This is a genomic window from Vreelandella indica, assembly GCF_037070225.1.
Taxonomy (GTDB): Bacteria; Pseudomonadota; Gammaproteobacteria; order Pseudomonadales; family Halomonadaceae; genus Vreelandella; species Vreelandella arctica.
The window spans coordinates 64,414-77,913 of sequence record NZ_JBANSO010000016.1 but is presented as its reverse complement, the minus strand read 5'-3'; the positions used below and the strand labels follow the sequence as shown (position 1 = coordinate 77,913).

Sequence of the window (13,500 nt, the reverse complement as noted above, 5' to 3'; positions counted from 1 at the left end):
CGTGAAAGATTTTTCGCTACGCGGGGAATTCGCTTTCGCTTACAACAGCAAACCCAATGCCGCCAAGGTACACAGCGCCAGCGAAGCGCCTTGCAGTAAACGTCTATCCAAGCGATGAGCAATAGCGTCCGCCACTGCGTTACCTAGGAGTACCGCGGGGAGAAAAGTAAGGGCAACCTGAAAATGCCATAGCTGAATCTGGTTAGCGAAGGCGAGAGTAATAATGGTCAAGAGCGAGGTCAAAATGAAAAAAGCCGCCAGGTTTCCCCGCACCTGATCAGCAGGCAAGCCGTGCATCAATATCACCATGGGCGGGCCCCCGATAGCCGCAACGGTGCCAAAGATCCCTGAAAGTACGCCAGCGCCGAATAGCGTTATTCGATTTACCGGCAGCTTAAATCGGCACAGCGTCACCAGCACAGCAAACAGCACGATGATGGCGATTAGCTTTTCTAACAGAAACATCGGCGCGGCGAGCAGCAGCCAAATACCTAGCGCATTGCCAGGCAGGCGCCCTACTAACGCCATGCCAATGGAATCCAGGCGTACCTCGTGCCAATAGTGACGCACCATCATTAACGAAACGGTAAAGCCAAACAGCACTAAAATGACCGGCACCAATCGTGGCTCAAGCATCAGCAGCAACGGCGCCCCGATAACGGCCAAACCGAAACCGGTCGCGCGCTGGACAAAGGCCCCCAGCAGCAGCACGGCTGCGCAGGCTAACCAGGTACTCATCGGCATATTGACCCAGGCCAGCATGCTATCCATCACGGCTGTTCATTCTTATTGCTCATTCCTGCGATTCATCCCTGCTACTCGCTTATGGCGGGCGACTTGGTTAATTTCCGCACGCCGATATTCCCCAATAGAGCGGCGCCCAACATCGTTAGCACCATTGGCCAAAGGTGTTCCACTTCAAACAACCCGACCATCACCCCAGCGAGAGCGCCACAGGTAAACTGGATGCCGCCTAACAGCGCCGTCGCGGTGGCACTGATATGGCCAAAGTGATCCAGAAGTGCCGAGATTGCGTTCGGGGTAATCAGCCCAATCATGCCGGTGAAGAGCATAATAAGCGGCACTACTAACATGAGTGACGCCATATTTAACGCAGTGACCAACACCAACCCCAGTGCTGCCACTAACTGTACAAGCAGCCCCAAGCGTAGATTCTGCTGTGGCGTGCGTTTGCGCAGCAGGTGAATATTGACGCGGTTTGAGAGCGCAATGACCAGTACGTTGACACCGAACACGAGCGGATAGGTACCTGGCGATAAACCAAAATAGTCGAGATAGAGAAACGGTGAAGCCGTCACAAATGCAAACAGGCCCGCAAAGGAAGCGGCTACCGCGCAGATATAGCCCATCCCTTCACGATGCTTGAGAACGCTGGCGTAATTACGAATGACCTGGCGTGGTGACGCCGCCGGAAGCGACATATCGCGAGTTTCAGGTAGGCGAGTTCCCAGTAGCCAGAGTAAAAATCCTGCATAAACGGCCAAGAAAACAAAAATTAACCACCAACCGGCCACATGCAGCAATAGACTTCCCACTGCTGGCGCCACTAGCGGTGCCAGCATCATAATCATCGCCATCGTCGACATTACTTTGGCGGCCTCTCGACCGCTAAAGCAGTCGCGCACAATCGCTGCCGAGTTGACAACACAAGCACCGCCGCCCAACGCCTGCACAAATCGCCAGGCCAGCAGCGAGGAGAGACTATCGACCGTGGTGATCGCTAGACTTGCCAACATAAACACCACTAGGCCGCCCAGCAGTACAGGCTTTCTCCCCATACGATCCGATAATGGCCCAAAACAGAGCTGGCCCAGCGCAAAGCCAAACAAGAACACGCTAATGGAAAGTTCCGTGCGATGAATGCTAGCGCCGATACTTTCGGCGATGATTCCCATTGCAGGTAGGTAGGCGTCGATCGCAAAGGGGGCAAGCGCCGTGTTGGCGGCAACTAACAACGCTACACGACGGGGATTAAGATGCATGGGTCTCCTTACGGCGATAACGAACGCGCGGAAATAGATAGGCCGCTAATCATAGCCGATTTTAAGACACTTGTCGGGGCTAAACGCAACAGAAACAGCGCTATCGCAGTGGGTGAAAGCGATGGATCACTCACTGAGATAGCGCTAAGGAAAGTCAGATCAGATTAAAGATGAGCGTTTATTGATGCGTGGCGGCGTCTTGCGACTCAAGCATGTCAACCAGCGGCTGAAACTGTTCGCGGTTATGCTCGTTCATGTGCATCAAAATACGATGAGCTTCCAGGATGCGATCACGCAGCCCCTCTTCATCGGCAGGCTCTTCAGGTAGCTCTTCGAGTGCATCGTTAAGCGTGGTGGCTTGCTGTAGAGGTGCTTCCATCAGAGTAAAAAAGCGTGCAAAACCCATCACGTCCAGCATTTTTCGGACGTCATCATTATCGACAATAATCGTCGGTGGCTGCTCTAAGCGCCCTTTTACTGCCATGGCGACCTTAGCTAAGAAACCCAACGCGGTAGAGTCCACGTTGGTGGCCTCGCGCAGGTCAATCAGTACGGCACGCAACCCCGGTGTCTCAGCGAGACGTTGGGCTTGGGTATCGAGTGTCGCGCAAAGCGTCAAGCGCACATCGCCACACAGCTTTAAAACAAAAACACCAGAATCGAACGCCGCTTTAATGCGGCCTTCTTCAATCAGCATGACCAAATCCGCTCACCATCATGATTGTTAGATCATCGGGTAAAGCATCGCGTTTCTGGTTAGCATCGAACTCTGCATCCCCTTCTGCAAGGAGAGCATTCGTCTCTGCTAGCCGGTCGCGCAACTGCTCAAGCGTGACACTCTCGCTTACTAATTGCTCAAGCTCCTTGAGCCGCGTGTCGAGCGTTTTACCCGGCAAGCATTCCAATACGCCGTCTGAGCAAAGCCATAAACAAAAGTCGTTCGGCAACGCACAGCTAAGCGAAGGATACTCCACATCGGGGAAAAGGCCTACCGGCATTCCTTCGCCTTCAAGACGTCTTAGCTCTCCTCCTGCTGCTAAAAGCGGCATAGGAAGCTGAGCGCCGAGCGAATAGTGCAGAGTATGCGCCTCATGGTCAATAACACCGACAAATAAGGTGGCATGTTTCCCTATATCCGTACCCTGCAACTCCCGGTTCATCGCCTTTAGCCAATCCGGCGGCAGCTTTTCCGGCTGCTGGCCATCCCACTCACTCAGCCAACGATTACATAAATATTTGAGCAGTACCGTGACAAAGGCTGACGACGCCCCATGCCCCGACACATCGGCAAAATAGAAGGCGCTATAACGCTCGTTATAGCGTTGATAGTCTAAAAAATCACCGGATAGATAGAGCGAAGGCGCAAATACATAGTCGTAATACACCCCGTTGATGATTTTTGGACGCAGCGGCAGTAAACGCCGTTGGATATGGCCGCCACTCTGCTGATCCATACGCAGTAGCGCTAAATGCGTCTCAAGGCTCTCATTTAACTCCGCGAGACGCTCGTGATCACGCTCACGCTCTAGGGCCAAATCATTTAGCTCGATGGCTTTACGAATCATACGCCGCAGCAGCTCGGCATGGCGCAGAGGGTGGACGATATAATCCACCAGCCCTACGTCAATGGCTTTGATAAGGTCAGCATCCTGGCGCGAGTCACTCACGACCAGCGTTGGTAAGTGTCGCGTAAGCTGCGACCACTGCTGGCGCGGCACTGCTCTCGCGTGGGCCACAATTAGCGCCGTCTCCGCAGGCAAGTGGTCGATATCTTCAGCGGCAAATACCCACATGCCATCGCAGGTAATCGCTTCGGCCAGCGCGTCGCGCTCTCGACCCGGCTCGTCGATCACCGCGATCAACTGCTTAGAATGCTCCATCATAAGCCTCAATCGGCGCTATTTTCGCCACCAACGCCGTCGTCACCAGCGTCGCTATCTTCAAAGTCACTGTCATCAAAGTCGCTATCATCAAAGTCGAAGGTATCGCTGGCAAAGGGGTCATCGCCCAATTCTCCATCGGTCACCTCGAACTGGCGGCTCTGTAAGTAAGCGTCACGAATAAAGCGGTAGCGATCACCGCGAATCAACTTTTCCTGGTCGAGCAACCCCGCTCGGGTGTCAATCAGGTTGAGCGCTGTCAGGCTTATGCGAACAGTATCATCTTCTACGTAGGTAACCGGATACGCGGCTATGTCAGCAGGCAAGCCCGTGGTATCACGCAGCGTACTTGGACCCAAGAAAGGTAGCACCAAATAGCGTGAATCATCCCAGCCCCATACCGCCAACGTTTGACCAAAATCCTCTTTATCCGCGGTAATTTCCATCAGCGTTGCGTAATCTAACAACCCGCCAATGCCCACGGTGGAGTTAATCAAAAAGCGTGAAGTAGCGAGACCCGCGTTAGCGGGCTTGCCCTGTAAAACGCTATTTAGAGCGGTACGTATTTCGCCTAAATTGGAGAAAAAGTTACCTACCCCCGTCTCCACCGGATCAGGGGTAATAGTGCGATAGCCTCTTGCCACCGGCTTAAGCGCGTAACGATCCAATACATCGTTGAACGCAAACACTTTGCGGTTAAAACCTTCCCACGGGTCGTCTGGATTGGTGTTTTCTGCCGTTTGCGTGCTGGCACAACCGCCGCTCGCTAATAACGCCACCAGCAGTAGCGGCAACCCTTTTGAGCGCCACGAAAGCGTTGACTTGTCGTTACTTAACCACTGCCACATGACATTTTCCTTTTTCCGATTCCGCAGCACGTTGACAGAGACCTACACCCGCCGAATGACGACACTGCCCGCGCTATAGCCTGCTCCAAATGAACAAATCACGCCAATATCGCCCTGATTGAACTGCTCGCGATGAAGGTGAAACGCTATAATGGAGCCCGCTGAGCTGGTGTTTGCATAGCGATCTAAAATGATCGGTGCTTGGGTTTCGCTTGGGTCATACCCCAACACTTTACGAGCAATCAAATCGTTCATATGCTGATTAGCTTGGTGCAGCCACATACGTTTAAGGTCGCTTCCGTTTAACTCCAAGGACGCCAGATGATCGGTGATCAACTTGGCCACCATTGGGCAAACTTCTTTAAATACCCGCCGCCCCTCCTGCACGAACAGCTTATCCAACGCCATCGGATCACTGTCCGTCACGCGATTTAAAAAACCCGCATTATTACGAATCGCATTGGAAAACTGAGTGATCAAACGCGTACCGAGGATTTCAAACTGCTCATCAGCAACGGCAACAGCGCTATTTTCTAGTACCACAGCAGTACAAGCATCGCCGAAAATGAAGTGGCTGTCACGGTCTCGAAAATTAAGATGCGCTGAACAAATCTCAGGATTAACCACCAGTGCGCGCTTGACGCTACCGGAGGCTATCGCATTTGCCGCGGTTTCCAAAGCAAACGTGGCTGAACTGCAGGCCACGTTCATATCAAACCCATAGCCACTTGTTCCCAGTGCTTGCTGGACTTCAACGGCCACGGCAGGATAGGCACGCTCTAGATTTGAGCAGGCAACAATCACTAGCTCGATATCAGCGGCATCCACTTGAGCGGCGGCCAGTGCCTGACGCGCAGCCTCGGTCGCCATCTCGCACTGAAGCGAGGGTTCGTCATTACTCCGCTGTGGCAGTTTAGGCCGCATACGCTGTGGGTCAAGGATACCTGACGCATCGAGCACATAGCGGCTCTTAATCCCTGACGCTTTTTCAATAAACTCGCTGCTTGAGTGCGCCAGCGGTTCACGCTCTCCTCGCGCAATGGCCTCGGCGTGCAGCTCATTCTCACCATCTACCCAAGCATTAAATGCCGCCACCAGGGCCGCATTATCAATGGCGTGTTCCGGTGTATAGAGTCCTGTACCGGTAATCACCGCATGTGTCATGCCAATCTCCTTTAAGCGGCTTGCCGACGTGGCTGGCCAGTGATGGCTAGCGCATAACCTGCGACGAACCCATAACGTTACTGTGTGCGTAAAATAGCGGTTTTTCCAGCACCTTTTTCAACCACTTGCTAAACGCTGATAATCTCTTGCCAGTGCTTTTCGAGGCGTTTCACCGATACGGGCATACGGGTACCTAATTGCTGTGCAAATAGTGACACCCTGAGTTCTTGCAGCCACCAGCCATAAGCGACCAACTCCGGGTCTTCCACCCGCCCGCGACGCTCGCTTTCGCGGCGGGCATCAAAGCGGGCCTCTAATGCCTGAACATCCTGCATCATCATTTGATCACGGCCACGTTCACGAGCGGCTTTTTCAAGCCGAAGTAGCGCCGCCTCGGTGTAGCGTGGATATTCATCCAGCCACACACCGGCATCGCGTATAAACCCTGGATAAACCAAACGCTGCATTTGCGCACTAACATCGCTGTACACCAGCGCCAAGGCAAAATTGAGCTTACCTTTGAGCACCTTACTGACTGCCAAGTGCCCTTGCAGTGCGGCTTCCACCTTCACCAGCAGTGCTTTTGCTTCTTCAACAAGCTGGTTCTGAGTGGCCGTCAGCCGCTGTTCAAACTCCCCTTCTGAGCGCGGCAGCGGGTGCTGAGCGACGATCTGGGTAAACACCGCTAGCAGCAGGTCTTCAATCAGGGCTTGCTTGCTGCCCACTTTGGCAAATAGCAGCGCGCACTTCTCGACACCTGGCAGTTGCTTAATCGCTTTAACCTGTTCGGGCAGCTTGGCAATCGCCAGTCGGGCGATGCCCTCCTGGTGCGCGGCGTCAGCTTTTGCAGGGTGATCAAACAGCGCGACTTTGAACTCGCTGGCTTCAGCGACCAACGCAGGATACGCCTCAACACGAATGCCTGCCTGGGTAGTAACACGCGAAGCAGGCAGCGGCTCCTTGGGCAGCCCTGCAACGGCAGGCTCAGAACTCACCTGTTTGGCTAACGCCTGGGCGCCAGCGCTGGCGGCTGCCTCAAAGCGCTGCTCCAGCGCTCGTAGATCACGCCCCTGGCCAAGGGTTTCTCCCGCATGATCCACCACGCGAATATTCATGATCAAATGCGGTTCGAGCAAATCCAAACGCCAGTCGTCAGCATGCACACGCGTTGATGTCCGGCGGCGAATAAATTCACCTAACGCCTCGGTTAACGGGCGTTGATCAGGCACCAAGGTTTCCAGCGCGGCATCCACCCAATCTGGGATCGGCACCACCTGGCGGCGAATGCTTTTTGGCAGCGACTTCAGCAGCGCAATACACTTTTCGCGTAACAGCCCCGGCACCAGCCACTCCAGCGCATGCACCGGCACTTGCGGCAGCATAGCGGCGGGAATGGTCAGGGTGACACCGTCATCTTCAGCTTCGGGGTCAAAGTGGTAGCTCACCGGATAGGCGACGCCAGCAAGGGTTAAATGATCAGGGTACTGCGCCTGGGTAACGTCGCCCGCATCGCGTGCTTTAAGCGAATCGATATCAAAGTGCAGTAATTGCGGGTCTTGCTGCTCGGCCTGCTTCCGCCAGTGCTCAAAGCCCTTGCCGTTGACAATATCGGCCGGGATCCGCCGGTCGTAAAAATCAAATAGCGTATCTTCATCAACCAAAATATCCCGCCGCCGAGCACGGTCTTCCAATGCTTCGACTTCGTCAATCAGCGCGCGGTTATGGGCAAAGAAGGCGCCTTTGGTCTGAAACTCCCCTTCCACCAGTGCCCGGCGAATGAACAACTCCCGGGACTCCTGGGGCGCGATTGGCCCGTAGTGCACCCGGCGCCGCGCCACAATCGGCAGTCCAAACAATGTGACCTGCTCAAAGGCCACCACCTGGGCGCGTTTCATCTCCCAATGCGGTTCGCTGTAGCTGCGCTTAACCAAGTGCTGTGCCTGGGGCTCAATCCACTGCGGTTCGATTTTGGCCACGGTACGGGCAAACAGCTTAGAGGTCTCCACCATCTCAAACGCCATGATCCATTTGGGCGACTTCTTGGCCAACCCAGAGCCAGGGTGGATCATAAATTTACGATTGCGGGCGCCGAGATACTCGCGGTTCTCCACCAGCGTACCCAAATTGGAGAGTAGCCCTGAAAGCAGCGCCTGGTGAACTTTACCGGAGGTTTTACGTCGTGCCTGCCTAGCCTGCTCTTCGCTCTCTTCCTCATCACGCACAGGCGGCGCGGGCACGTCGATATCCATATCGCGCAGCAGCTGACGGAGCTGGCGGAAGGTATCGTGCCACTCGCGCATGCGCAGGTAGTTGATGTAGTGATCGCGGCACCATCGGCGCAGTTGATTGCCCGACAAGGCCTCCCGGGCGTTCTCAATGCCGTGCCAGAGGTTCAGCAAGGCGACAAAATCTGAATCAGGATCATGCCAGCGCTGGTGGGCTTGATCGGCGGCTTGTCGTTTGTCTGCAGGCCGGTCACGCGGGTCTTGAATGGCCAGCGCAGAGACCACGATCAGTACGTCGCGCAGGCTGCCGAATTCGGCGCCCGCCAACACCATCCGCGCTAGACGCGGGTCAATCGGCAGCCGCGCCAGCTTACGGCCAAGCGGCGAGAGATGCTGTCGCTCATCGACAGCACCCAGCTCGAACAGCAGCCGAAATCCATCTTTAACAAAGCGGCTATCGGGGGGATCAACAAACGGAAACGCCTCAATATCGCCAAGCTTAAGCCCCAACATCGAGAGAATCACCGACGCTAAGTTGGTGCGCTGAATTTCAGGGTCGGTAAAACCAGGCCGGGATAGAAAATCTTCTTCACTGTAGAGGCGAATACACACACCTTCGGCGATCCGTCCGCAGCGCCCCTTGCGCTGATTGGCGCTGGCTTGGCTGACCGCTTCCACCGGCAGTCGCTGGATCTTGGAACGGTAACTATAGCGACTGATACGCACCAGCCCTGGGTCGATCACATAACGAATGCCCGGCACCGTTAGCGAGGTTTCCGCGACGTTGGTGGCCAGCACAATACGCCGCCCTCGGTGAGGCGCAAACACGCGATTCTGCTCTTCATTGGAGAGTCGGGCGTAAAGCGGCAAAATCTCGGTACCCTTTAAATCGGCTCGGCGCAAAATATCGGCTGTTTCACGAATTTCACGCTCGCCGGGTAAGAACACCAGCACATCTCGGGGACCATGCAGCCAGCCTTTCTCACGCTCAATAGCTTCGATCTCACCCACCGCGTGCAGGATTCCCTCTTGGAGCGTGCGGTCTTCCTCATCCTGGTCGTCACGTATTAGCGGACGATAGTGCACTTCAACAGGATAAGTACGCCCGGTGACTTCCACGACCGGGGCGGGCGTTGTCGCAGTGCCAAAGTGTTTAGCAAAGCGATCGACGTCGATTGTCGCTGAGGTAATGATGATCTTCAGGTCGGGGCGCTTAGGTAACAAACGCTTTAAATAGCCGAGCAGAAAATCGATATTGAGGCTACGTTCGTGGGCTTCATCGATAATGATGGTGTCGTAGCGCAGTAGCAGCGGATCGTGCTGGGTCTCGGCAAGCAAAATCCCGTCGGTCATCAATTTAACCAACGTACTCGGGCTGCTCTGGTCGGTGAAGCGCACCTGATAACCCACTTGTTCGCCCAGAGAGACCTGCAGCTCTTCAGCCAAACGCCCAGCAACGCTGCGGGCAGCCAGACGACGCGGCTGGGTGTGACCAATCAAGCCGCGGCGACCACGTCCAAGCTCCAGACACATTTTAGGTAGCTGGGTGGTTTTGCCTGAGCCGGTCTCCCCTGCCACCACCACCACTTGATGATCGCGTATCGCGTTAACGATATCTTCTTTGCGTTCAACTACCGGTAGCTCAGGCGGATAATTAAGCGCGACTTGCTGGGTTTCACGCAGGCTAAGCTGTTGCTGAGAACGGTCGAGTTCACGCTGCACTTCATCCAAACCACGGCTGATGGGCTTGTTGTCGCGCTGACGGCGGTATAAGCCCGCCAAGCGACGTTCCAGCCGCTCTGCATCGCGCAGCATCACACTCCCTGCCGCCTGTTGCAGCGACGCGAGACGTTGGCTATCGGTAGGGGCTGGAGATGTGTCGGTGGTCACGATTGAGTCGGCTTCCATTCACTTGGGCATTTAACAAGAGACGTTTAACTAGAGCTATAAAAAAATCAACCCGCTCAATTGAGCGGGTCGTATAGTGTAACGCTTTCATCTCCACGACGCCTAACCACAAAGCAAACAGAAAGCGGGCGAGACCAGGTCTCCACAAGGGCGCTGTGAACCCGTCCGTGGGCGCTACTTTCGCCACCTGACCGCCATGGATGGCGGAAATGCCGGAATTGTCAGGAATATTTTCCGGCCATGGCGAAAGACCCTTGTTACAACCTGCCCTCGCCCGCTAATCGAGTGTTTATTAATGACTATCTGATGACATTTTTGACGGCTCCTCATCACGCAGTTGGCGCCGCAACACTTTGCCCACGTTGGTTTTGGGCAGCTCATCTCGAAACTCGATGATTTTAGGCACTTTATAGCCGGTTAGCTCTTTTTTGCACCACTCACGCAGCGTTTTCTCATCAAGCTGGCTATTTTTGCTCACCACAAACAGCTTAATCGCTTCGCCAGCATTTTCGTCCGGCACTCCTACCGCTGCCGACTCCAGGACGTCCGGGTGAGCGGCTACCACATCCTCGACTTCATTAGGATAAACATTGAAGCCGGAGACCAGGATCATGTCTTTTTTACGATCTACGATGCGAATATAGCCATCATCCTGCAGCACGGCGATATCACCGGTGTGGAACCAGCCATTCTCATCAATCGAAACCTGGGTTTCGTCTTCACGCTGCCAGTAGCCTTTCATCACCTGCGGCCCTTGCACGCACAACTCCCCAGGCTCACCCATCGCCACGTCATTGCCATCCGCGTCGACAACTTTTACTGCAGTGCCTGCTACCGGCTTGCCAATGGTGCCCAACTGAATCGCATCGGTGGGATTGAAGCTTACAATAGGTGATGTTTCCGTTAGGCCGTAGCCCTCAGCAATCGGGCAACCGGTGGTTTGTTCCCAGCGCTGCGCCGCGGCTTTGGTCAGCGCCATACCACCGGAGATTGTCAGTTTCAGTTTAGAAAAATCCAGCTGTTTGAAATCGTCCCGGTTACATAGTGCATTAAACAGCGTATTGAGGCCGATGAAAGCGGTGAACGGCAATCCCTTAAGCTCTTTGACAAAACTATCCAAATCGCGAGGATTGGTGATCAACAAAGAGTGGTTGCCCGTTTCCATCAAAAATAAGCAGTTAACGGTAAACGTGTAGATGTGATAGACCGGCAGCGGTGCAATAATCAGCTCTTCACCATCGTTCAGATGAGGCCCGATGGCTTCGCGAGCCTGCAGCATGTTGGCGATCAAATTGCGATGAGTCAGCATCGCCCCTTTCGGCATTCCCGTCGTGCCGCCGGTGTATTGAAGCGCAGCTAAATCGTCGTGAGTTCTCTTGACCTCGGTATGGCTTAGTGAGGCACCTTTTTTCAGCGCATCGCGAAAGCCAATTGCACTGGGTAGCGAATAGGCCGGCACCATTTTTTTAACGTGCTTCACCACTGCATTGATTAGCCAGCGCTTGGGCACATCGTGCAAGTCAGCTAATTGCGTGACTAGCACGTGTTTGATGTCTGTTTTATCGAGCACTTTCTCCAGCTTATCCGCCATGTTGGCCAAGATTAAAATGGCTTTAGCATTGGAGTCTTTGAACTGGTTAGCCATTTCCCGCTCGGTATATAGCGGGTTGGTATTGACCACCACCAGCCCCGCCCGAAGCGCGCCAAATACCGCCACCGGAAACTGCAGTACGTTAGGTAGCTGGATCGCGATCCGATCCCCGGGCACGAGGTCGGTTTCGTGCTGCAGCCAAGCAGCAAAGTCTGCTGACAGGCGGTCAAGGTCGGCGAAGGTTAGCGTTTTCCCCATACAGGAAAACGCAGGCTTGTCCTTAAAACGCTCTACTGCGGTATGAAAAACATCCGTGACTGAATCGTATTGATCCAACCCTTCAAGCGCTGGGCCACGTAAAACGGCGGCGTTGGCGTGTTCGCTCATGGGCAATCTCCGCTATTGGCGTCGGCGTAAGTCACCGACCTTGTTGTTGTCGCTAAGCTCTGTCTGAAAAATAAGTTAAGAAGCCCAACGATATACGACCTACAACAGGCTGTAAAACGATCGATTAAAACTGACGTTTCAACTTTAGCCCATAGCCAGTTCCGCTTTATTGGCTGCTTCTCTCATTACAATTTAGTAGTTCGTTCGTTTATGGACAGTAACGCGCCTGGATTTCTCCGTCGCGCCATACCAATAGCTCACCCGGCTCCATGCGCTGCCAGGCTTCGTTGTGGGTGAGAGGTTCAGTGGCAATCACTGAAACGATGTCGTCAGGCGTAGTATGTTCGGCAAAATTCACCGTCATTTCAGCGTCAGAAAGTTCCGCATCACCAAAAGGCGCGCAGCGAGTAATGTGGGCCAGTTTGGTGGCGCAAAACGTATATAAATAGCATCCATCAGAGAGCAGCATATTGAATACGCCCAATGCTCTGAGTTGCTCACATAACTGGTGCAAGCGCTCCCAAAGCTCTTCGGGTTCCGCAGGTTGGGTAGGAAACTCACGGCGAAGTTCTCCCATTAACCAGCAGTAGGCGTGTTCACTGTCAGTGCTGCCAACCGGGATGTAGTTTCCTAACGCTAGACTCTCCCAGCCACTTAATTGGCCATTATGCGCATAGCACCAGGGACGCCCCCACATTTCACGGGTGAAAGGATGGGTATTGGCAAGCTTTACGCCGCCCACATTCGCTTGACGAATGTGACTGATCACCACGTTAGACTTAATGGGATAGTCGCAAATTAGCCGCGCAATGGGCGAATCGACCGAGGGGTGAGGGTCACGAAAATCGCGGTAACCGCCCTCTTCATAGAAGGCGATGCCCCATCCATCACGATGGGGGCCGGTGCCCCCACCACGATGCAAAAAGCCCGAAAAGCTAAAACAGATATCGGTAGGCACATTGGCGCTCATGCCAAGCAGTTCACACATACGCTTCACACATGCTTAAACACCGAAGGGTTGGTTAAGGGGCTCATTAACCAATCACCGGTTCACGACGACGAGAAGGCGGCTGGTCATCATGAGGTTCCTCTTCTTGTGTCACATACTCAGCATTGCTAGAACGACGCCACCACCACAGGGCGACACCAATAAGCGCGCCTAGCGCCATACCCAACACCAGCCACATCAGCCCGCCACGCAGCGCTGAACCGTTATTTTCTAAAAAGCCAACCGCTGCCACCATCGCCGAAGGTGCCCAACCGGTATAGAATTCACCCTCTTCAATCAGCGGCAACCGGAAACCAGCAGGCGCCCATATTGCACCAGCGACTGACCAAGTCAGCACTAGACGCGGTAAGCGAGGCAGAAAAACAAACGCAAAGTAGACCGCGACAATCACTAACAGCGACAGACCGTAATAACTCAACCACAGCAGTGACGTTGAATTTGCAAACAGCATAATACCCCTCATGTGGGTGAACTCACCCGACGTT

10 protein-coding genes are annotated in these 13,500 nt (G+C 54.2%); all 10 read right to left on the bottom strand.

The window, feature by feature from the left end; all coding sequences use genetic code 11:
• Positions 1–39: 39 nt before the first annotated feature.
• The 10 genes from V8L71_RS12545 to V8L71_RS12500 all read right to left on the bottom strand — a co-directional run bounded on the left by V8L71_RS12545 (position 40) and on the right by V8L71_RS12500 (position 13,466).
• The gene (locus tag V8L71_RS12545) at positions 40–771 is read right to left on the bottom strand and encodes a sulfite exporter TauE/SafE family protein (RefSeq protein ID WP_336274317.1); all 732 of its coding nucleotides are present in this window, start codon (positions 769–771) and stop codon (positions 40–42) included.
• A gap of 44 nt (positions 772–815) precedes the next feature.
• Positions 816–2,003 carry a multidrug effflux MFS transporter gene (locus V8L71_RS12540; RefSeq protein ID WP_336274316.1) on the bottom strand — a complete coding sequence of 396 codons (1,188 nt, stop codon included), beginning with the start codon at positions 2,001–2,003 and terminating at the stop codon, positions 816–818.
• Positions 2,004–2,181: 178 nt separating this feature from the next.
• Positions 2,182–2,700 carry an STAS domain-containing protein gene (locus V8L71_RS12535; RefSeq protein WP_336274315.1) on the bottom strand — a complete coding sequence of 173 codons (519 nt, stop codon included), beginning with the start codon at positions 2,698–2,700 and terminating at the stop codon, positions 2,182–2,184.
• Positions 2,690–3,883, bottom strand: a complete 1,194-nt coding sequence (locus V8L71_RS12530; RefSeq protein ID WP_336274345.1) for a PP2C family protein-serine/threonine phosphatase — start codon at positions 3,881–3,883, stop codon at positions 2,690–2,692. Before V8L71_RS12530 ends, V8L71_RS12535 begins: the two co-directional genes overlap by 11 nt.
• An 8-nt stretch (positions 3,884–3,891) precedes the next feature.
• Complete coding sequence (locus V8L71_RS12525; protein ID WP_336274314.1) at positions 3,892–4,731, bottom strand: MlaA family lipoprotein; 840 nt, start codon at positions 4,729–4,731, stop codon at positions 3,892–3,894.
• Positions 4,732–4,773: 42 nt separating this feature from the next.
• Positions 4,774–5,895 (bottom strand): beta-ketoacyl-ACP synthase III, encoded by a 1,122-nt coding sequence (locus tag V8L71_RS12520; protein ID WP_336274313.1) that lies wholly within the window; start codon positions 5,893–5,895, stop codon positions 4,774–4,776.
• A gap of 128 nt (positions 5,896–6,023) precedes the next feature.
• Entirely contained in the window at positions 6,024–10,028 is a 4,005-nt protein-coding gene (gene hrpA / locus V8L71_RS12515; RefSeq protein ID WP_336274312.1) for an ATP-dependent RNA helicase HrpA, read from the bottom strand.
• 292 nt (positions 10,029–10,320) lie between these two features.
• Positions 10,321–12,006, bottom strand: a complete 1,686-nt coding sequence (locus tag V8L71_RS12510; protein ID WP_336274311.1) for an AMP-binding protein — start codon at positions 12,004–12,006, stop codon at positions 10,321–10,323.
• A gap of 208 nt (positions 12,007–12,214) precedes the next feature.
• The gene (locus V8L71_RS12505; protein ID WP_336274310.1) at positions 12,215–12,994 is read right to left on the bottom strand and encodes a class II glutamine amidotransferase; all 780 of its coding nucleotides are present in this window, start codon (positions 12,992–12,994) and stop codon (positions 12,215–12,217) included.
• Between the two features lie 46 nt (positions 12,995–13,040).
• Positions 13,041–13,466, bottom strand: coding sequence for a hypothetical protein (locus tag V8L71_RS12500; protein WP_336274309.1), 426 nt, complete (start codon positions 13,464–13,466; stop codon positions 13,041–13,043).
• Between the last annotated feature and the right edge of the window lie 34 nt (positions 13,467–13,500).

What these genes read in the sequence shown, in the direction of transcription:
- V8L71_RS12535 (WP_336274315.1), bottom strand. Translation starts at nt 2,700, where the DNA reads ATGCTGATTGAAGAAGGCCGCATTAAAGCGGCGTTCGATTCTGGTGTT.
- V8L71_RS12520 (WP_336274313.1), bottom strand. Translation starts at nt 5,895, where the DNA reads ATGACACATGCGGTGATTACCGGTACAGGACTCTATACACCGGAACAC.
- V8L71_RS12510 (WP_336274311.1), bottom strand. Translation starts at nt 12,006, where the DNA reads ATGAGCGAACACGCCAACGCCGCCGTTTTACGTGGCCCAGCGCTTGAA.
- V8L71_RS12530 (WP_336274345.1), bottom strand. Translation starts at nt 3,883, where the DNA reads ATGGAGCATTCTAAGCAGTTGATCGCGGTGATCGACGAGCCGGGTCGA.
- V8L71_RS12505 (WP_336274310.1), bottom strand. Translation starts at nt 12,994, where the DNA reads ATGTGTGAACTGCTTGGCATGAGCGCCAATGTGCCTACCGATATCTGT.
- V8L71_RS12545 (WP_336274317.1), bottom strand. Translation starts at nt 771, where the DNA reads ATGGATAGCATGCTGGCCTGGGTCAATATGCCGATGAGTACCTGGTTA.
- V8L71_RS12500 (WP_336274309.1), bottom strand. Translation starts at nt 13,466, where the DNA reads ATGCTGTTTGCAAATTCAACGTCACTGCTGTGGTTGAGTTATTACGGT.
- hrpA (WP_336274312.1), bottom strand. Translation starts at nt 10,028, where the DNA reads ATGGAAGCCGACTCAATCGTGACCACCGACACATCTCCAGCCCCTACC.
- V8L71_RS12540 (WP_336274316.1), bottom strand. Translation starts at nt 2,003, where the DNA reads ATGCATCTTAATCCCCGTCGTGTAGCGTTGTTAGTTGCCGCCAACACG.
- V8L71_RS12525 (WP_336274314.1), bottom strand. Translation starts at nt 4,731, where the DNA reads ATGTGGCAGTGGTTAAGTAACGACAAGTCAACGCTTTCGTGGCGCTCA.